The 17,453-nt window shown below is 67.1% G+C and carries 17 protein-coding genes, 1 tRNA gene and 1 riboswitch; of the genes, 8 read left to right on the forward strand and 10 right to left on the reverse strand.

Annotation, left to right across the window (positions count from 1 at the left end; all coding sequences use genetic code 11):
- The first annotated feature begins 33 nt into the window (after nt 1-33).
- Nucleotides 34-108, forward strand: a tRNA-Gln gene (locus tag AL072_RS12065).
- 28 nt (nt 109-136) lie between these two features.
- On the opposite strand, the gene AL072_RS12070 is transcribed toward AL072_RS12065, so the two are convergent.
- Complete coding sequence (locus tag AL072_RS12070) at nt 137-1,468, reverse strand: DUF2254 domain-containing protein (protein WP_045580118.1); 1,332 nt, start codon at nt 1,466-1,468, stop codon at nt 137-139.
- A gap of 162 nt (nt 1,469-1,630) precedes the next feature.
- Here AL072_RS12070 and AL072_RS12075 point away from each other — a divergent pair, with 162 nt between their 5' ends.
- A complete protein-coding gene (locus tag AL072_RS12075) occupies nt 1,631-2,143 on the forward strand; it encodes a DUF421 domain-containing protein (RefSeq protein ID WP_045580117.1) in 513 nt (170 codons plus the stop codon).
- A gap of 60 nt (nt 2,144-2,203) precedes the next feature.
- On the opposite strand, the gene AL072_RS12080 is transcribed toward AL072_RS12075, so the two are convergent.
- Nucleotides 2,204-3,385 (reverse strand): calcium-binding protein, encoded by a 1,182-nt coding sequence (locus AL072_RS12080; RefSeq protein WP_245636673.1) that lies wholly within the window; start codon nt 3,383-3,385, stop codon nt 2,204-2,206.
- 275 nt (nt 3,386-3,660) lie between these two features.
- Nucleotides 3,661-4,512: a helix-turn-helix transcriptional regulator gene (locus AL072_RS12085; protein WP_045580116.1), complete on the reverse strand. Its 852-nt coding sequence runs from the start codon at nt 4,510-4,512 to the stop codon at nt 3,661-3,663.
- A 101-nt stretch (nt 4,513-4,613) separates the two neighbouring features.
- On the opposite strand from AL072_RS12085, the gene AL072_RS12090 reads away from it, so the two are divergent.
- A complete protein-coding gene (locus tag AL072_RS12090) occupies nt 4,614-5,414 on the forward strand; it encodes a class I SAM-dependent methyltransferase (RefSeq protein ID WP_045580115.1) in 801 nt (266 codons plus the stop codon).
- On the opposite strand, the gene AL072_RS12095 is transcribed toward AL072_RS12090, so the two are convergent.
- Complete coding sequence (locus tag AL072_RS12095) at nt 5,411-6,592, reverse strand: MFS transporter (RefSeq protein ID WP_045580114.1); 1,182 nt, start codon at nt 6,590-6,592, stop codon at nt 5,411-5,413. The two genes, AL072_RS12090 and AL072_RS12095, sit on opposite strands and share 4 nt — an antisense overlap.
- Nucleotides 6,593-6,719: 127 nt before the next feature.
- On the opposite strand from AL072_RS12095, the gene AL072_RS12100 reads away from it, so the two are divergent.
- Nucleotides 6,720-7,661 carry a LysR substrate-binding domain-containing protein gene (locus AL072_RS12100; RefSeq protein WP_045580113.1) on the forward strand — a complete coding sequence of 314 codons (942 nt, stop codon included), beginning with the start codon at nt 6,720-6,722 and terminating at the stop codon, nt 7,659-7,661.
- A 72-nt stretch (nt 7,662-7,733) separates the two neighbouring features.
- Here AL072_RS12100 and AL072_RS12105 read toward each other — a convergent pair whose 3' ends face one another.
- The 3 genes from AL072_RS12105 to AL072_RS12115 all read right to left on the reverse strand — a co-directional run bounded on the left by AL072_RS12105 (nt 7,734) and on the right by AL072_RS12115 (nt 9,984).
- Nucleotides 7,734-8,240: a single-stranded DNA-binding protein gene (locus tag AL072_RS12105; RefSeq protein WP_045580112.1), complete on the reverse strand. Its 507-nt coding sequence runs from the start codon at nt 8,238-8,240 to the stop codon at nt 7,734-7,736.
- Between the two features lie 316 nt (nt 8,241-8,556).
- Nucleotides 8,557-8,985: a response regulator gene (locus AL072_RS12110; protein ID WP_045580111.1), complete on the reverse strand. Its 429-nt coding sequence runs from the start codon at nt 8,983-8,985 to the stop codon at nt 8,557-8,559.
- A 228-nt stretch (nt 8,986-9,213) separates the two neighbouring features.
- The gene (locus tag AL072_RS12115) at nt 9,214-9,984 is read right to left on the reverse strand and encodes a hypothetical protein (protein ID WP_245636674.1); all 771 of its coding nucleotides are present in this window, start codon (nt 9,982-9,984) and stop codon (nt 9,214-9,216) included.
- 308 nt (nt 9,985-10,292) lie between these two features.
- Here AL072_RS12115 and AL072_RS12120 point away from each other — a divergent pair, with 308 nt between their 5' ends.
- Nucleotides 10,293-12,083, forward strand: a complete 1,791-nt coding sequence (locus AL072_RS12120; protein WP_045582259.1) for a hypothetical protein — start codon at nt 10,293-10,295, stop codon at nt 12,081-12,083.
- A gap of 96 nt (nt 12,084-12,179) precedes the next feature.
- On the opposite strand, the gene AL072_RS12125 is transcribed toward AL072_RS12120, so the two are convergent.
- The 3 genes from AL072_RS12125 to AL072_RS12135 all read right to left on the reverse strand — a co-directional run bounded on the left by AL072_RS12125 (nt 12,180) and on the right by AL072_RS12135 (nt 14,691).
- A complete protein-coding gene (locus tag AL072_RS12125; protein WP_045580109.1) occupies nt 12,180-12,734 on the reverse strand; it encodes a hypothetical protein in 555 nt (184 codons plus the stop codon).
- Nucleotides 12,731-13,324, reverse strand: coding sequence for a hypothetical protein (locus AL072_RS12130; RefSeq protein ID WP_045580108.1), 594 nt, complete (start codon nt 13,322-13,324; stop codon nt 12,731-12,733). Before AL072_RS12130 ends, AL072_RS12125 begins: the two co-directional genes overlap by 4 nt.
- A 179-nt stretch (nt 13,325-13,503) precedes the next feature.
- On the reverse strand, nt 13,504-14,691 hold the full coding sequence (locus tag AL072_RS12135) for an acetoin utilization protein AcuC (RefSeq protein ID WP_425388548.1): 1,188 nt from the start codon (nt 14,689-14,691) through the stop codon (nt 13,504-13,506).
- A gap of 79 nt (nt 14,692-14,770) precedes the next feature.
- A riboswitch (TPP riboswitch) is annotated at nt 14,771-14,877 on the forward strand.
- Between the two features lie 56 nt (nt 14,878-14,933).
- On the opposite strand from AL072_RS12135, the gene AL072_RS12140 reads away from it, so the two are divergent.
- From AL072_RS12140 to AL072_RS12150, 3 genes are read left to right on the forward strand one after another with little or no spacing between them, the layout of a single operon-like run.
- Complete coding sequence (locus tag AL072_RS12140; protein WP_045582257.1) at nt 14,934-15,665, forward strand: ABC transporter ATP-binding protein; 732 nt, start codon at nt 14,934-14,936, stop codon at nt 15,663-15,665.
- Nucleotides 15,662-16,429 (forward strand): ABC transporter permease, encoded by a 768-nt coding sequence (locus AL072_RS12145; protein ID WP_045580107.1) that lies wholly within the window; start codon nt 15,662-15,664, stop codon nt 16,427-16,429. The genes AL072_RS12140 and AL072_RS12145 overlap by 4 nt, the downstream gene beginning before the upstream one ends.
- A 28-nt stretch (nt 16,430-16,457) precedes the next feature.
- Nucleotides 16,458-17,399 carry an ABC transporter substrate-binding protein gene (locus AL072_RS12150; RefSeq protein WP_045580106.1) on the forward strand — a complete coding sequence of 314 codons (942 nt, stop codon included), beginning with the start codon at nt 16,458-16,460 and terminating at the stop codon, nt 17,397-17,399.
- Nucleotides 17,400-17,453 lie beyond the last annotated feature (54 nt).

The raw sequence follows: 17,453 nt of genomic DNA on the forward strand, positions 1-17,453 counted from the left end.
CCTTCCGGCGATACGAGAGTTCGCCGCGCCGGTTGGGGCGTCGCCAAGCGGTAAGGCAGCGGTTTTTGGTACCGCCATCCGCAGGTTCGAATCCTGCCGCCCCAGCCAACTTTTCCCATTCTCTCCCTGCACGCATTCATCGCGTCGCCATCGGGGCGAAATCAGCCATGGACCTGTCCAGGCGGATCATGAGTTGCCGCGCCTCCTGGCAGCTCTGCTGCAGCATCGCCCGGTCTCGATCCTGGGAAATGAACCGGTCTCCCGCCTCCTGAACGAGTGTGAGCTGCCTCAGCAGCGAGCGCCGTTGCTCGTCCAAACGAACATACGGCGCCAGCCGGGCCACCCCTTCCGCAAGCCGGATCAGGACCGCCGGCATCGCCTGCCCGGCCTGCCTGATCTGGTCGAATGCCGCACGGACAATTCCGTCGTAATCGGTCACGCTCCGGACCACCCGAAGTTTCCCGTCCTGATCGCCATGAGCCGCAATTTCAAGTTGTCGATCGAAGATCAGCGAGAGACCTGACGACAAATTGTCGATCACGGCAAGCGCGGTGAAGACGTCATTGATGCCGGGCGACAATGCACGAAGTGCGATCTCCACCATCTGGCGGATCCCATATTCGAGATCCTGGGTCGGCGTTCGCTCGGCGCCGATGATGAAGGCGTTGCGGATGGCCCGCACCAATTCTTCAGAACAGCAATTCGGCGGATGAACGCCGACATGGGCACCGCGGGCGAGGACGAAGTGCCCTGGACGCACCTTGATCCACAACACTGCACCCCTTTTCCGCGCCTCGCCGACCAGCATGTCGAAGTCGATGGCCTCGATATAGCCGTCATGCCCAAGCCCGATCCACACCGTGTTTTCCGGCGCCGGCTCCGCTGTCAATTGCGATGCCTCAGCCTCGGGCAGCAGATGGTCGATGGCGGTCCGCAATTCCCGCGTCACGTCGCGGACCACGTTGTCGTACATGATCGAGCGGGCGAGCTTGTGTACGAAGAACAGCAGCACGAACAGGCACAGCGCCGACATCGCCGTACCCACACTGACCGCCAGATGCGGGATACCACCGGAGGAAAGGCCGCCGATGCTGCGGAAGACGACCAGCAGATAGAGGATCGTCGCCACGAACAGGCCAAGCACCGCCTGCGTCTGCGGATCGCTGATGAAATTGCGGACCAGCCGCGGACCGAGTTGACCGGCGGCGAGCGTCAGCACCACGACCGTGATCGAAACGACCAACGAGGTCATGGTGATGATGCCCGACAGAAGCGCCCCCAGAAGTTGGCGTGCGCTTTCCGGGTCGCCGCTGTACACGAGCCACAGTTCCACCGCCCCATCTGGCAACAAATCACGATGCGTAAGCAGGAGAACCGCCAAAGCCACGGCGGCGATGCTCATCAGCATCGGCACGAACCAGAGGTTTCCGCGCAAAATCATCCAATAGTGACGCAAACGGTCTTGCATGGCTCAATCATCCGATCGGTGACGGGACGAACAGTGCGTTCCTCGCCGTCTCGCAACGGATGCCCACCGGCTTTGTTCACCTTGCACGCTGCTTCCATGGTTGCGGCGATGTCGCCGGTCCGTTCGACGCGGCAAATCGGCAAACCGTGCGGAGGAAATTCCATGTTCTTCGACAGCTGGATCGGATTGGGACGCGTGCTGGTGGTTAGGTTTCTGGCCTATACGGCATTGGTGTTGCTGCTGCGGGTGTCCGGCAAACGCACCCTGACCAAGATGAACGCCTTCGATCTCGTGGTGACGGTGGCGCTGGGTTCGACGCTCGCCACTGTGCTGCTCAGCAAATCGGTGGCGCTGGCGGAAGGCGTTCTGGCGCTGACACTGCTCATCGTTTTGCAATATGCCATCACATGGCTGTCGGTGCGCTCGCCGCGCTTTCAGGCACTGATCAAGGCGCAGCCGGCAATGCTCGTCTATCGAGGCGATTTTTTGCCGGCTGCATTGATGGATCAGCGCGTCACCCGCGAGGAGGTGATGGCGGTCCTGCGCGCCCAGGGGCGTACCGATCTCCGCGATGTGCTGGCCGTCGTGTTGGAGACCGACGGTTCTTTCAGCGTGCTCCCCGGAAATGCCGAGAGTGAAACGACGCCTGTGCTGGAAAACGTAAGCCGACCGTGAGGGTCATTCACAAAGACAACCTTGTCATGACGGTGATACCGCAACCTGATGTCACTGCTTCTACCCTTGCCAAGCCGCGGCAAGTGTCGCCGGGGACTCGTTCGAAACGAGCGGCGCCGCGGCAGAGGTGGACGTCAAGGGCGCGGCCGAACGGCCTTCGCGATAACCCGACGTCACGTAATGCGTCGCGGCAGCCAACTCGTTGCTGCCGAATGCGCGCTGGAGATCGGCGTATCGGGCGAGATAAGCCGAAGCGTTGAAGGTCGTCGTCCGGCCTTCCAGCCGCCCGTTGACGGCGTAGTGGAGTGCCGCCGCGGTGGTGTTCGTTCCGAACGCCTGGATGAGATCGGAGTTCGCAGCGATGTAACTCATCGCGTCGAACGTGGTGCTGCGTCCTTCCAGCCGTCCGAAGGTGATATAATGCTGGGTGGCGGCCACGGTGTCCGTACCGAAGGCGACGGCGAGATCGGCATTCGCCGCGATGTAGCTTGCGGCATCGAACGTCGTCGAGCGGCGTTCACGGATGCCGTTGCTCAGATAATGGCTTAGTGCCGCAGTCGTGTTGCTTCCGAACGCAGCGGCAAGATCCCTGTTGGCCGCCAGATAAGACATGGGATCGAACGCTCCCAGGCTGGTTGTGGCCACGGTCTGATCCGTGTAGCGAATATATTCGACGCCGGTCAACTGGTCGTAGCCGCTGGAATCGTACACATAAACGTTCCCGCCATGGCTGAAGGCCGTGCTGGCCGCCGCAGTCGAATAGCGTCTGACGGTGTCGGTCCCGGCACCGCCGTCGATATAATTGTTTCCCGTCCCGCCATCCAATTGATCGGAGCCGCCGCCACCGAAAATGGTGTCGTTCCCGGTGTAGCCACGAATCGTATCGTCGAACTCCGACCCGTACATCGTGTCCGAACCCGAAAGGATCGCCGAAACAGCGGAGCTGCTTTGGCCGCTCGACAACCATCCAAGGAAAGTTGTCGCAGAGAGCGACATGCCATCGACGGTATAGGATACCGCACCATTCGATATCGAACGGATCGCACCGATCGTTCCTCCCACCACGGCGGAATTCGTCGCGTTGAATGAGAAACTTCCATAAAACTCGGTGGATGTACCACCGCCGTAATCCACAGAAATGAAGCTGCTGTTTGCTTGGGTAATTCGCCCGAACAAGAGGTCTGATATCTGGATGTAATCTGTGTTGATCGCGGTCGATCCACCTGCAACGAAGCGAGCCATAGGCCTTCCCCTAATTCTGCATTGCGTTCAGTTTCGCTCTTTACGAGCTATTCGTGCGCAGACCGTGAGCATTCCTCAAGTCTGAGGAACTTGATTCAACGATAGCACAACCATAAGCTTTCGGAAACTGACAAGCGTATTTTTACGAAACGGATTGCATCATAATATTACAAATTGAACACACCAACTGTCGGACGCAGGTCAATTTTCTGCTCAAAATTTCTACTTTAGGTGGATAATTGGGTGAGGCTGCCAAACAGAAGAGGACTTGAGGGTCAATCGCCTGTTTCGCGGTGTTCCGCGGCCACACGATCGGACAATGCAACCAGCATGACCAGAGTATGGCCGGATCGTCCGCCGGGACGCAGGGTCAGCTGTTCCAGCATCAGCGTTCCGTCCAGCGGGTGGTTGAAGCGGCGCATCCCTCCTTCGCGCTCCAGCACGCCATGGTCCTCCCACAGCCGGGCAAACAGCGGGCTGGCCTGCCGCAACCCATCGACCAGCGCACGCACCGCCGGATCGTCTGGGTGGCCGGCCGTGTCGGCCCGGAACTCCGCCAGCAGCCGGCGGGCCCGGTTCTCCCAATCCTGGATGAAGCTGCGTGCGCTGTGATCGAGGAAGACATAGCGCAGCAGGTTCGGCTCTGCCCCGCCCAGCCAACCGCCGAACAGCCGCTCCGCCGCCGGGTTCCAGCCGACGGCGGTCCACAGCCGGTCGAGCAGATAGGCTGGCGCCGCCATGGCCGACAGTGCTGCCAGCAACACCGGCGGCGGGCTATCCGCCGCCCCGACCGCCGGAGCATCCGGATCGCGCTTGCGCGTCAGTTCGAACAGATAGGCACGCTCCGCCGTGGTCAGATGCAGGGCTTCCGCCACCCGGGCCAGCGCGCTGGGGGAGACCGAGACGTCGCGCCCCTGTTCCAGCCAGGTGTACCAGGTCGGGCTGATGCCGCAGAGCTGCGCCAGTTCCTCACGGCGCAGGCCTGGTGTGCGGCGGCGGGCGGACCCGCCTTTGGCGGCGAAGCCGGCCTCTGCGGGGGTCAGCCGCTCGCGGTGGCGGCGCAGGAAGGCGCCGAGCAGGCGGCGGCGGTCAGCGGCCGGATCGGAATCGGCTGGCGAGGTCGGCATAGTGGCACTCGTTATACCAGGATAAGTACCAGCCTTGTACCCGTTTGCAGAAGCGACGACCCTGCCCTCACCAGCCACACCGCCAGACGGGAAGCCACCCCATGACCACCAGTCACCACAGCTTCGTCGCCGACAGCTACGGCCCGCGCGCCGATGCCTACGTCACCAGCGCCGTCCATGCCGGCGGCGCCGACCTGGACCAGATCGAAACCGTCCTGGCCACCTGGGGGGCCAACCGGGAGGCCGACTGGAAGACCGGCCGGTCCGGCACCCGCGTGCTGGATCTGGGCTGCGGCGGCGGCCATGTCAGCTACCGCGCCGCGCCCCATGTGACGGAGGTCGTCGCCGTCGACGTCACACCGGAGATGCTGGAAGCGGTGGCCCGCACCGCGGCGGAGCGCGGCCTGACCAACATCGTCACCCGTCAGGCCCCGGCCGAACGGCTGCCCTTCGAGGATGGCTGGTTCGACATGGTGCTCTGCCGCTTCACCGCCCACCATTGGCGGGATTTCGAGGCCGGACTGCGCGAGGCGCGGCGGGTGCTGGCGCCCGGCGGCACGGCGATCTTCATCGATTGTGTCGCCCCCGCCCCCGCCGTGCTCGACACCTACCTCCAGGTGGTGGAGGTGCTGCGCGACACCTCCCATGTCCGCAACTACACCACGGCGGAATGGATGGCTGCATTGGCGCGGGCGGGATTCGCCGTCCGCTCGCTGACGCCCCGGCGCCTGCGGATGGAGTTCGCGGTCTGGACCGCCCGCACCTGCACGCCGGACCTCCACGCCCAGGCAATCCGCTCCATCCAGCGCAACGCCGCGGCAGAGGTGAAACAGTATTTCGACATCGCCGAGGATGGCAGCTTTCTGCTCGACACCCTGACGCTGGAGGTCGATCCGATCTAGCCGGCTACCGCCGCGACCCGCTCGCGCCGGTCCAGCACACCGCTCGCCAGGGTCAGGGCAAGGCCGCCCAGCACGAACAGCCCGCCGACCCAGGGCGTGGCGCCGAGGCCGAGCGGGGAGGACACCACCTGCCCGCCGAAGAAGGCCCCCACCGCGATGCCCAGGTTGAAGGCGGCGATGTTGAGGGCGGAGGCGACGTCGACCGCCCCCGGCGCATGGCGCTCTGCCAGTTGGACGACGTAGAGCTGAAGACCGGGGACGTTGGCGAAGGCCAGCGCCCCCATGCCGGCCAGCGTGATCAAAGCCGGAATCTTGGCATCGGCGGTGAAGGTGAAGACAATCAGGACCACCGCCTGCAGGGCGAACAGCCAGGCCAGCGCCCGCACCGGCCGGCGGTTCGCCAACCTGCCGCCGACGACGTTGCCGACCGCGATCGCCGCGCCATACAGCACCAGCACAAGGCTGACGGTCGAATTCGAGAAGCCGGTGATCGTCTCCAGGATCGGCGCCAGGAAGGTGAAGGCGACGAAGGTGCCGCCATAGCCGAGCGCGGTGATGGCGAAGGCCAGGAGCAGCCGCGGATTGGCCAGGACGCCCAGCTGTGTGCCGAAACCGGCGGCCGGCGGCTGGCTCAGCCGCGCCGGCACCAGCGCCGCCACTCCCAATCCGCCGACTACGCCCAGTGCCGAAACCGCCAGGAAGGTGGCGCGCCAGCCATAGGTCTGGCCGATCCAGGTGCCCAGCGGTACGCCGGTTACGATGGCGATGGTCAGGCCGGAGAACATCATGGCGATGGCCGATGCCCGCTTGTCCTCCGGCACCAGATCGGCGGCGATGGTTGAGCCGACCGAGAAGAAGACGCCATGGGCGAAGGCGCTCAGCACGCGGGCAACCAGCAGCGTCTCGTAATTAGGGCTGACGCCGGCCAGCAGGTTGCCGGCAACGAAGATACCCATCAGGCCCAGCAGCAGCGGCTTGCGCCGCAGCCGGCCGGTCAGCGCGGTCAGCACCGGGGCGCCAAAGGTGACGCCGAGGGCATAGACGCTGACCACCATCCCCGCCAGCGGCAGGCTGACATCCAGATCGCTCGCCACGGTGGGCAGAAGACCGACGACGACGAACTCCGTCGTCCCGATCGCATAGGCGCTGATCGCCAGCGCCAGCAGTGCGAGAGGCATTTCATTGGCTCCATTGTCTGCGGACTGTGCAGGGGAGACCATGTGCGCCATAAGGTGGAGAACGGGAATGCCTGCCATATTCCCATGATTTTGTCATTCAAGGACAAGGCAAGGACGAGGTGACGGCATGAGCGATCCACGCGCCTGGGAAATGCGGGTGTTCCTGCGTGTCGCGAGCCACGGCAGCTTCAGCGCCGCCGGCCGCGACGTCGGGATGACCCCGTCCTCGACCGCCAAGCTGGTCGGCCGGCTGGAGGAGCGGCTGGGGGTGCGTCTGGTCGAACGTTCGACCCGCAGGCTGCGGCTGACCGCGGAGGGGGACCTGTACCGCGAACGGGCCGAAGCCCTGCTGGGGGACATGGATGCGCTGGATGCGGAGATCGCCGGCGGTGCCCGGACCCCGACCGGGCCGGTCCGCATCAACGCCTCGGTTCCCTTCGGCCATCACTGCCTGCTGCCGCTGCTGCCGGAATTCCTGCGCGACCATCCCGGCATCACGCTGGACGTTACCATGACGGACGAGGTGGTGGATCTCTACGCCGCCCGCGTCGACATCGCGTTCCGCGCCGGCCCCTTGAGCGATTCGGCCCTGCTGGCGCAGCGGCTGGGCACGGTGCGCCGGCGGATCGTCGCATCGCCCGGCTATCTGGAGCGCAAGGGCGTGCCGTTGACCGCCGCCGACCTGGAGACGCACGACTGCCTGGGGTTCAATTTCCGCCGTGCCGCCGCGGTCTGGCCGCTGAAGTCCGGCGGCCGGCTGGTCGACCGCGAGGTGCCCACCCGCGTGCTCGCCAACAATGGCGAGACCGTGCGCCACATGGCCCTGCTGGGGCTCGGGCTGGGGCGGCTTGCCGAGTACCATGTCCGCGACGATCTGCGGGACGGGCGGCTGCGGACGGTGCTGGACGGGGTGCTGGTCGATACCGAGGAAATCCACGCGGTCTATACCGGCCGCGAGCGGGTGCCGCGTCGTGTACGCGCCTTCCTGGATTTCATGACCCCGCGCCTGCGCGCCCGGCTGGCGGGGCAAGGCTTTCCAGACCGACCCGTCCGGGAAAGCGCATCCTGAAACGACATCGGCCGGATGACGAGGCATCCGGCCGATCGATCGCAATTGACCCGCTCGTCGGTCAGAACGCGGTCAGAAGGGGATCTCGTCGTCGAGATCCTCGTGACGGGGCGGGGCGCCACCACCGCTGCGGCCGCCACCCGACTGGCCGCCACCGGACTGGCCACCGCCATAATTGCCGCCGCCGCCGTAGCCGCCGCCACTCCCACCGCCGCGCGACTCGTAGCCGCCGCTGCTGCTGCCGCCACCGAAGCTGCCGCCGCCCTCTTCGCGGGCACCGCCGGTGAAGTCGATCTCGGCCACGCGGACGGACAGGCCGGCGCCGCGGGTGCCGTCGCGCTTCTCATACTCGCGCAGGGTGACTTCGCCCGACACGACGACGCTCTTGCCCTTGGTCAGGTGCGGCGCGAGCGACTCGGCGCGCCGGCCCCAGATCGAGCAATCGACCCACTGGGTCGTCTTGCGTTCGCCGAAACCGACATCGTTGGCGACGCGGAAACCCAGCACCTTCTCGCCGCTCTGGGTCGTGCGCAATTCGCCGTCCGCGCCCAGGCGTCCCGTAAACGTCCAAACATTCATCGCTCGTTGCTCCTAAGCGCGAGTGTCCCAGCATCCATGCCGACCCGTCAGGATGCCTGGCGGAGGCACCCAGATGCCGAGGGTTCCCATTCGCAGGGCCGGCTGTTCAAAATGGCGACCATCCCCCCGGTCCCGCGCAACGAAGCACGATGGACCGACGCCGGTCAACCGCCGTCGGACACGCCCTGGCGATACACGGACCGACGCACTCGCCCCGCCGTTCCGCACCAGAACACTCCATGAACAAATATAGCAGAGGAACGGTTGCGGGAAAACCGTTTCCTTCGAGCATGGAAGGGGGAGCGCGTGACTCCGCTCAGCGCAGGCGGCGTGCCGCCAAATCGAGCGCGACCTTCAGCTGGGCATGCGAAAAAGGCTTGTGCACCACGCCGAGCGGATAGGTCTCGGTGATGCGGGCCATGGTGCCGTGGTCGCTGTTGCCCGACAGGTAGATGGAGCGGACGCCATGGCCGAGGTTCAACCGCCGCGCCACGGCGATGCCGTCGCCACCGCCCAGCCGCACATCCATCAACGCAAGGTCGGGACGCTCCCGCGTGGCCAGTTCGACCGCTTCATCCTCGGTCCGCGCGACGCCGCACAGGGTATGGCCCAGATCCGTCACCACGACCGCCAGCATGTCGGCGGCGGCACCGTCATCCTCCACCACGATCAGACGCAGGGGCTGTCCTGGCACACGGGTGCGCTGGGACGCATTCGGCTTGACGACGGCGTCGATCCTGAGCATGCGACCGACCTCGGGGCATCACGACGTTGAAGCGGCAGGCGGCGAATATTGGTAAAATTCCGTTTACCAATAGGCCGTTTGTACTAACACTCCCCCGAATTTGCAAGCTCAATCGTTCAGATCCTGACCTTTCGCTCGACTCGATGCAGAAAGAGCGCAGTTCAGGCAACCCGTCCCGGTTCGGGTCGGGAAATATCCGTCGACAGCCGTCCTTGCGACCGCAAACCGTCAACGTCCGGCCGGACCCAGCCAGTCGATTCCACCAGCGGGGCGGGGGCCGCCGGTCCCGCCGTTGCGCACCGTCGCCGCGCGCGACGGCGGCGGGACCGGCGCCGGTTCGCTGGCGAGCCAAGAGGCTTGGCCGTCCGCCGGCCGCGCCGCCGACCGTGCCTCCGACAGGGGATCGGGAGCGGATCGCGCAGGTTCCGGCGCCGGGTCCGCAGACACGGCCGCGGGCTGAATCAAAGGCTTGATCGCCGCCGGCAGCGGCCGTTCGGTGATCGCAGCGGAGCGGAACGGGATGGCGGGCGGCTGCACCTGGGGCGCCGGCTCCGCCGCGAACGGCCGGGGCGGCTCCGATTGGCGCGGCGGCGGCTCGGCAAGCTCGTCCCAGGCTGCCGCCGGACGCAGGCGGGGGGCATCGGCGGCGCCCAGCCGGGACGGGCGTTCATCATCCGCGAGCGCGCCGGTCTGGGTGTCGAGCCGCCGCGCCTGTTCGCGAATCTCCAGAAGGGTGGTCACCGCGAGTTGCAGAAGCGGAGCCAGAGCCATGGGATCGGCCATCTGCTCCGCGCTCAGCGCGGCGAAGCGGTCGCGAACCTCCTCCACCGCCCGCTCGACGCCGTCGCGCAGCGCACCGGCCTCATGCGCGAGCCGTTCCAGATCCTCGCGCAGGGCCGATATCTCGCAAGCCTGCCGCAACTCGTGGAAGCCGACGATCCCAGCCCCCGGCGCGGATGCGGATCGCCGGTCCCGTGACGAACCAAAATCGTGAGGCATCCTGCCCAACCCCGATTCCAAGCCCAGCCCGAAACGGATCGGGCAGTTGTGTTGCAAACCACGCAACCGGACCACGGTTCCAAAAGCGAACGTCGGGCGCCGGTGCTGGAACGTCGGCGAAGTCGCTGGGCGTCACGACCGACGCCCCCGGACCGGGACCGATGTTTAGCGCTGTTGAAGTCGTTTGGAAACCGTTTGCGCGTGATGGCCGCTTGTACTATTTTTTCGGCCCCGGGGGAATGGATTCCTTGCGATCCAACATCCAGGCGTCTCCCCGCCGCCTTTTCATCTTGCCGGAATCCCATACGGTGTCGATCGACCGCTCGGAACTTGAACGGCTCCTTGCCGATCGCCCGGCTGGCAGCCGCAGCGCCATGCAGGCGGTTCGCGAAAGCTATGGCGACATCGGGCTGATGCGCGAACGCGGCCTGTCATGGGCGGAAATCTCCGACCTGCTGGCCACGCTGGGCGTAACCGCCCGCGACAACCAGCCGATCTCGCCGGTTACCCTGCGCTCCGCCTTCTTCCTGGTCGGCAACGAGGGGCGTGGCGAGCAGGCCGGCGACACTGCCCGCCCGACCGTCGCCACGCCTGCGGAAACCCTGGCCGCCGTCCATGAAGCGGCACTGTCCGCCGGCACGAAGGAGGAGATGGAGGGGGAGGATGCCGGCGCAGGGATGGCCGGAAGTCCCGACACCCCAGACGTCAACCAAGACGCACCTCAGCTCGAAGCCCCCGCGGCCGAGCCCGCGACAGCAACCGCTTCCGCCGCCGAGCCGATTGCGACCGATCTCTCTGAGGCAATTCCCCCGGCGGACGATCCCCCGGCGGACGATGAAGCCCCTGCGGCGAACGATCCGGACGACATGGCGGAGGAGGCGTCCGCCACCGAAGCCCCGACCCCGGCCGAACAACCCGAAGTCCAACAGCCCGAAACGGCAGTCGACTCTCCTGTGCCGGAGGCACCTGACGGCACTCAGGTAGAAGCCGGTCAGGAACCACCCCATCATGAGGCGCCGAAACCCGCCTCCCCTGCCCCCAACCTGCTGGCACCCGCGCTCGACCCGGCCGCCGAGTCCGTTGCCATCCCCATTGCAGACGAACCTGTGCTCGATCCCGTTACGGACGACTCGCCCTCCGCCGGGCCGCTGGCCGAAGCGCCGGCCGCCGACGATGCAGGGCCGTCATCCGAATCGACACCCAAGCCGGAACCGGCATCCGCGGCGGTCGCACAAAGCACCCGCTCCTTGGCGTCTCCCGATAAAATGTCCCACGACAAACCAACAAACGTACACTGGAAAGGCGATCGCATGCTGGGCACGATCTTCGTCCTCAATGACCGCGGCGGCGTCGGCAAGACGCTGCTGTCCCATCACCTGATGGCGACCGCCATGCTCGAAGGCCTGCAATTGAAGGTCGTCGAGTACGAGGTGAACGAGCGTCTCGCCCGACTGTTCGGCCCGGACGTGGTCGAACATCGCCGCATCACGCAGGACTTCATGAACATGATGGGGTCGGCCGACGGCTTCTACGAGTTCTGGGACCTGATCGGGCCGGAACTGCAGCGCGGCGGCCGCCTGTTCGATTTCGGCGGCAACATCTCGCAATGGTTCTTCAACTGGGCCGAGGTGTCGGGCTTCGACTATTACGTCGGCGACGGCGAGCGGCTGACCTTCATGGTGCCGGTGACCGTCGACCTCGCCTCGCTGTCCACCGGCATGACCACGCTGGAGCGGGTGGCGACCATCGCCCCGAAGGCCAAGCGCGTCCTGGTGGAAAACGGCTTCTCCGGCCCCTTCTCGCAGCTGGAGGACAGCCAGTATGCCCGCCGCAAGGCCGAGATGGTGGAACGCGAGGGGCTGCATGTCATCTCGATGCCGCCCTGCACCGCCCCGGCCTGGGCGCGCCTGACCGGCCACCGGCTGGATCAGGTTGCGACGATGACGCGTGAGGATCTGGTGAAGCTGGGCATGACCCCGCCGGTCGCCTCTCGTTCGCTGATCATCATCCACGAATGGCTGCGCAACATGCGCCAGGCGCTGTCACCCTATCTGCACGACGCCTTCCGCCAGACCGCGACCGCGACCAAGGGCCGCTGACGGTTCCAGGCGCCAGCGTTCAGGCGTTACGAAACGAACAGGGGCGTCCTGCGGGGCGCCCCTGCCCTTTTCCGTTTCCGTTTGCGTTTCTGGACCTCAAGCGGCGCTGCGGGCCGGGCTGGCGCTGTACAGGTTTTCCTTGACCGGTGTCACCGAGCGCACATGATAGCCCGGCCGGGCGCTGAAGCGTCGGTTGGCGCGCTCTGCGGCCTCGCGGTCCGACTCCGCCCACACCAGATAGGTGCGACCGCGCGCCCATTCGGTGGCCAGCGGATGGACGGCATCGATCTCGCCGATCTGCTGGTTCACCACGGTGACCAGCCATTCCTTGTCGCCCGGATTGCGGCGGTCGGTCAGGATCAGGATCTGCGGGCGGCGCTTGGACTGCGCCTCCGTCAGGCGCTGTTGCACTTCGGCCTGCTTGCCGCGCAATTCCACCATGCCACGCACCAACTCGCCGATCTCGGCATGGAGCGCCTCTTCCTCGCGGTGCAGGCGGTGGATGGTGGCATCCAGCTTGTCCAGGTTGGACCGCACGCCACGGACGCGCTGGCGGGACTGCGATACCCGCTGCTCCACCGCCAGCAGCACGTTGCCGAGCCACGCCCCGATGGCGACGATCGCCAGGACGATGATGAAGTTGATCATCATGTGTGGGCACCGGCCTTCGTCCGCACGGTCGCCGGGGCGGATGGCACCCCACCCTTGCGCGCGTCGCCGCGCATGAAGCTCTTCTGGAACCCCATCTTGAAGGGAAAGGCGACCTCGACCATCTGCCGGGCCTCGTCGAAGCTGGAGGCCCAGACCTCCGCCACATTGGCGCAGCGCCAGATCGGGTTGAGCGCCGCCCGTTCCCCGCCCGCTCCCGCCGCGGAGGAAGCCTTCTCCTGGGTGACCGTTGCGGCGAACTTCATCAGTCCGGCCTGCGGGTCGCCGACCTCGTGCACGAACAGCGGCGGCTGTTCGGCCAGATCCTTGATCAGCTTCTCGGCCTTGCGGATGTCGGTTTCCAGCCGGTGGCGGTCCGACGACTGGCTGTTGCGGCGCTGGACCAGCTGGTTGACGCGGTTCTGCAACTCGTGCGCCTCGGCATGCAGCACATAGATGCGGTTCTCGATCTGCTCCAGGCCGCTGCTCTTTTCCAGGATGTTCGGCAGGAAATCCTTCAGCATCATGGCGACCGGGACGGCGGCCAGCATGATGACGACGATGGCGATCAGGAACAGCGTCGTGTTCGACATCCGCCCGCCCGTTCTCCTCCCTGAAACCGGTGCCGTTCCGTCCGCCGGACGCGGTGGAACAGGCATCGCCACAGGTGAACGAGAATCAACGAACAATCCGCGTTCGTCAACGAATCGTCACGGTTCGGTCCGGATTTCGTCCCACAAGACCCGGACGCGGCGCGGGCGTCCGCACAGGCTCAGGACAGCGCCATCTCCGCCACTCGCTTCACCGCGTCGCGCACCGGCCCCGGCCGCGGAACGTCGGCGATGGTGGTGAACCAATGGCCGGGCGGATTGCGGCCGGCGGCGCGGCTCCAGGTCAATGACCGCAGCACCGCCTCCGCCTCCGGCGTGGGCGGCTGCGCCGGGTCGATGCCGTTCATCACCGCCCAGATCCCGGCCCAGCAGCGCCCGACCGACCAGGGATTGTAGCCGCCGCCGCCGACCACCAGCACCCGCGGCGCCAGCGGCAGCAGCGCCGCCACCGCCTCCCACAGCGCGCGGTTGGACAGCTCCAGCCGGCTCAGCGGATCCTCGGCCAGAGCATCGGCCCCGGTCTGGATCACCATCGCCTGCGGGCGGAAGGCACGGGCCAGCGGCAGGACCGCCGCCTCCATCACATGCACCATCTCGCTGTCGTTGAAGCCGGGCGGCACCGGCAGGTTGCGGGCCAAGCCGCCGGCCCGGTCCTCCGCCTTGCCGGTGTAGGGCCAGCGCCCATCCTCGTGGACCGAGACGGTCAACACCCGGTCGTCGTCGGCGAACGCCTCCTCCACCCCGTCGCCGTGATGGGCGTCGAGATCGACATACAACACCCGCTCCAGCCCATGGTCGAGCAGTTCCAGGATTCCGAGAACCGGCGCGTTGAAGTAGCAGAAGCCGCTGGCCCGGTCGCGGCGCGCATGATGGGTGCCGGCGGCCGGGGCATAGACCAGACCGGCCGGCCGGTCCCCCAGCAGCCGCGCCGCCTGGAGCGCCGAGCCGCTGCTGTGGGCCGGCCGCCGGTACATCTCGGCGAAGACCGGGTTTTCCAGCTTGCCGAGATTGTGGCGGGCCGCCGTCGCCTCGTCCACCCGCTGCTCGGCCTCGGCCCGCTTCAGCGCCGCGATGTAGTCGAGGGTATGGAAGCGCGCCAGTTCGCGTTCGCTGGCGACATGGGTTTCGAGATAGACCTGATCCGGCAGCCATCCCATGGCGCGGCTGAGGTCGATGGCGGTCGAGACGCGCGGGATCGCCAGCGGGTGCTTCGGCCCATAGGTCGAGCCGCGATAGATCTCGCCGCCGATGAACAGCGGGGTGCGGAACGGCGTGGTCAGGGGAGGGACTCCGTCATGTCCGCCACAAACTAGGCGGCGCCGCGGCCCGGTCAAGCGCTGATGGCTCAAGCGCTGAAGGCGCTTCCGCAGGACGGGAGCCGGTGCCGGCGATGCTTGCGGTCACGGATCGTCCGCGCCTATAGTCGCCGCCTTCACTGGGGGGAGCCGATGGGCGGCTGAGAGGTTCCGTTGCGGAACGACCCCTGGAACCTGATCCGGTTCATGCCGGCGTAGGGATCAGTGATGCCAGACAAGACGCATCCCCGGACCTGCCCCACCTCCCCGCGCCCGTGTCCGCGCCCGTGTCCGCGATGACCCCGCTGTCGGTCACCATCGCCGGGGCACGGCTGACCTATGGCGGCACGCTGCTGTTCTCCGACCTGACGCTGGAGTTGCCGGCGGGGAAGACCACCTGCCTGCTGGGGCCGAGCGGCGTCGGCAAGACCACGCTGCTGCGCATCCTCGCCGGGCTGGCCGAGCCGGAGCCGCCCACCGCCGTCGTCACCGGCGACCGCCGGCCGCTGGCCGGCCGCATCGCCTACATGGCGCAGCAGGATCTGCTGCTGCCCTGGCTGACGGTCCTGGACAATGTGCTGCTGGGCGACCGGCTGCGCCACCGCCGACCCGATGCCGCGCGGGTGGAGCGCGCCCGCGCCCTGCTGGAGCGCGTCGGGCTGGCGGGCCGCGAGCGCGACCGGCCCGCCGCCCTGTCCGGTGGCCAGCGGCAGCGCGTGGCGCTCGCCCGCACGCTGATGGAGGACAAGCCGCTGGTCCTGATGGACGAGCCCTTCTCGGCGCTCGACGCCATCACCCGCCTGCGCCTCCAGGAGACGGCGGCGGAGACGCTGGCCGGCCGCACCGTGCTGATGGTCACCCACGACCCGCTGGAGGCGCTGCGGCTCGGCGACCGCCTGCATGTGATGACCGGCCGCCCCGCCACCATGGGGCCGGCGCTGGAGCCTGCCGGCGCGGTCCCGCGCCGCGTCGACGATCCCGCCCTGCTGGCGCTCCAGGCCGAGCTGTTGCGGAGGCTGGCCGAATGAAGGCGCTGCTGCGCGCCGCGGTCACCCTCGCCGTGCTGGCCGCCGGCTGGCAGGCGCTGGTCTGGGCCACCGGCCTGCCGCGCTACCTGCTGCCCGGGCCGCTGGCGGTGGCCGACGCCATGCGACGGCAGGCGCCGCTGCTGCTGAACCACGGGCTGACCACGCTGGCCGAGATCCTGATCGGGCTGGTCGCCGGCGTGGCGTTGGGCACGGTCAGCGCGCTGTTGCTGGCGCGCTTCCGCACCGCCCGGCGCTGGCTGATGCCGCTGCTGCTGGTCAGCCAGGCGATCCCGGTCTTCGCGCTGGCGCCGCTGCTGGTGCTGTGGCTGGGCTACGGCATGGCGTCCAAAATCGCCATGGCGGTGCTGGTCATCTATTTCCCGGTGACGACGGCGCTGTTCGACGGGCTGCGCCGCACCGATCCGGGCTGGCTCGACCTTGCCCGCACCATGGGCGCCTCGCCCGCCGCCATCCTGTGGACCATCCGCCTGCCGGCCGCCCTGCCCGCCTTCTGGTCCGGCGTGCGGGTGGCCGCCGCCGTCGCCCCCATCGGGGCGGTGATCGGCGAATGGGTCGGCTCCTCCTCCGGCCTCGGTTACCTGATGCTGCATGCCAACGCCCGCATGCAGATCGACCTTCTGTTCGCCGCCGTGCTGGTGCTGGGGCTGTTCGCGGTGACGCTCTATGCCGCGGTCGACGCCCTCGCCCGGCGCGCGCTGCCCTGGCAATCCGACACCCAGCCGGCCGATGACGCCGAATCATGATTCAACCCCCGAAGGGAAGAGACGCCCGATGAAGCACCTGTTCGCCGCCGGCCTGATGGCCGCCAGCCTGATGACGTCGCTGCCGGCGCTGGCTCAGGACAAGCTGTCCGTGATGCTGGACTGGTTCGTCAACCCGGACCATGCGCCGCTGGTCGTCGCCCAGGAAAAGGGCTTCTTCAAGGATGCCGGGCTCGACGTGACGCTGACCGCGCCGGCCGATCCCAACGACCCGCCCAAGCTGGTCGCCGCCGGCAAGACCGACCTCGCCGTGTCCTACCAGCCGCAGCTGATCCTGCATGTGGCAGAGGGGCTGCCGCTGGTCCGCGTCGGCACGCTGGTCTCCACGCCGCTGAACTCGGTCGTCGTGCTGCGCGACGGGCCGGTGAAGACGCTGAAGGACCTGAAGGGCCGCAAGATCGGCTTCTCCATCGCCGGATTCGAGGACGCGCTGCTCGGCGCCATGCTGGAGAAGCACGGGCTGAGCCTGAAGGACGTCGAGCTGGTGAACGTCAACTTCTCGCTGTCGCCATCGCTGCTGTCGGGGCAGGTCGACGCGGTGGTCGGCGCCTTCCGGAACTTCGAGCTGAACCAGATGGAGATCGAGAAGCATCCCGGCCGCGCCTTCTATCCCGAGGAGGAGGGCGTCCCGCCCTATGACGAGCTGATCCTGGTCGCGCAGAAGGGCAAGACCGACGATCCGCGCTTCAAGCGCTTCCTGTCGGCGGTGGAGCGGGCGACGCTCTACATCCTCAACCATCCGGAGGAGGCGCAGGCCGCCTTCGTCAAGGACCGGCCGGAGCTGAACGACGAGCTGAACCGCCGCGCCTGGGCCGACACGCTGCCGCGCTTTGCCCATAGCCCGGCCGCCCTGGATGCCGAGCGCTATACCCGCTTCGCCGAGTTCCTCAAGGCACGCGGCCTGATCAAGACGGTGGCCCCGGTCGACCAATATGCGGTCGTGGTGAAGTAAGCCGCACCCTGCGGCGTTGCCAACCGGCCCGGCGGAGCGTTACCTAGAAGGCAA

The sequence above is a fragment of the Azospirillum thiophilum genome (assembly GCF_001305595.1).
GTDB classification, from domain to species: domain Bacteria; phylum Pseudomonadota; class Alphaproteobacteria; order Azospirillales; family Azospirillaceae; genus Azospirillum; species Azospirillum thiophilum.

Excerpts from the sequence above, each read along its gene's own strand:
- AL072_RS12070 (WP_045580118.1), bottom strand. The coding sequence starts at position 1,468 with ATGCAAGACCGTTTGCGTCACTATTGGATGATTTTGCGCGGAAACCTC.
- AL072_RS12075 (WP_045580117.1), top strand. The coding sequence starts at position 1,631 with ATGTTCTTCGACAGCTGGATCGGATTGGGACGCGTGCTGGTGGTTAGG.
- AL072_RS12080 (WP_245636673.1), bottom strand. The coding sequence starts at position 3,385 with ATGGCTCGCTTCGTTGCAGGTGGATCGACCGCGATCAACACAGATTAC.
- AL072_RS12085 (WP_045580116.1), bottom strand. The coding sequence starts at position 4,512 with ATGCCGACCTCGCCAGCCGATTCCGATCCGGCCGCTGACCGCCGCCGC.
- AL072_RS12090 (WP_045580115.1), top strand. The coding sequence starts at position 4,614 with ATGACCACCAGTCACCACAGCTTCGTCGCCGACAGCTACGGCCCGCGC.
- AL072_RS12095 (WP_045580114.1), bottom strand. The coding sequence starts at position 6,592 with ATGCCTCTCGCACTGCTGGCGCTGGCGATCAGCGCCTATGCGATCGGG.
- AL072_RS12100 (WP_045580113.1), top strand. The coding sequence starts at position 6,720 with ATGAGCGATCCACGCGCCTGGGAAATGCGGGTGTTCCTGCGTGTCGCG.
- AL072_RS12105 (WP_045580112.1), bottom strand. The coding sequence starts at position 8,240 with ATGAATGTTTGGACGTTTACGGGACGCCTGGGCGCGGACGGCGAATTG.
- AL072_RS12110 (WP_045580111.1), bottom strand. The coding sequence starts at position 8,985 with ATGCTCAGGATCGACGCCGTCGTCAAGCCGAATGCGTCCCAGCGCACC.
- AL072_RS12115 (WP_245636674.1), bottom strand. The coding sequence starts at position 9,984 with ATGCCTCACGATTTTGGTTCGTCACGGGACCGGCGATCCGCATCCGCG.
- AL072_RS12125 (WP_045580109.1), bottom strand. The coding sequence starts at position 12,734 with ATGATGATCAACTTCATCATCGTCCTGGCGATCGTCGCCATCGGGGCG.
- AL072_RS12130 (WP_045580108.1), bottom strand. The coding sequence starts at position 13,324 with ATGTCGAACACGACGCTGTTCCTGATCGCCATCGTCGTCATCATGCTG.
- AL072_RS12140 (WP_045582257.1), top strand. The coding sequence starts at position 14,934 with ATGACCCCGCTGTCGGTCACCATCGCCGGGGCACGGCTGACCTATGGC.
- AL072_RS12145 (WP_045580107.1), top strand. The coding sequence starts at position 15,662 with ATGAAGGCGCTGCTGCGCGCCGCGGTCACCCTCGCCGTGCTGGCCGCC.
- AL072_RS12150 (WP_045580106.1), top strand. The coding sequence starts at position 16,458 with ATGAAGCACCTGTTCGCCGCCGGCCTGATGGCCGCCAGCCTGATGACG.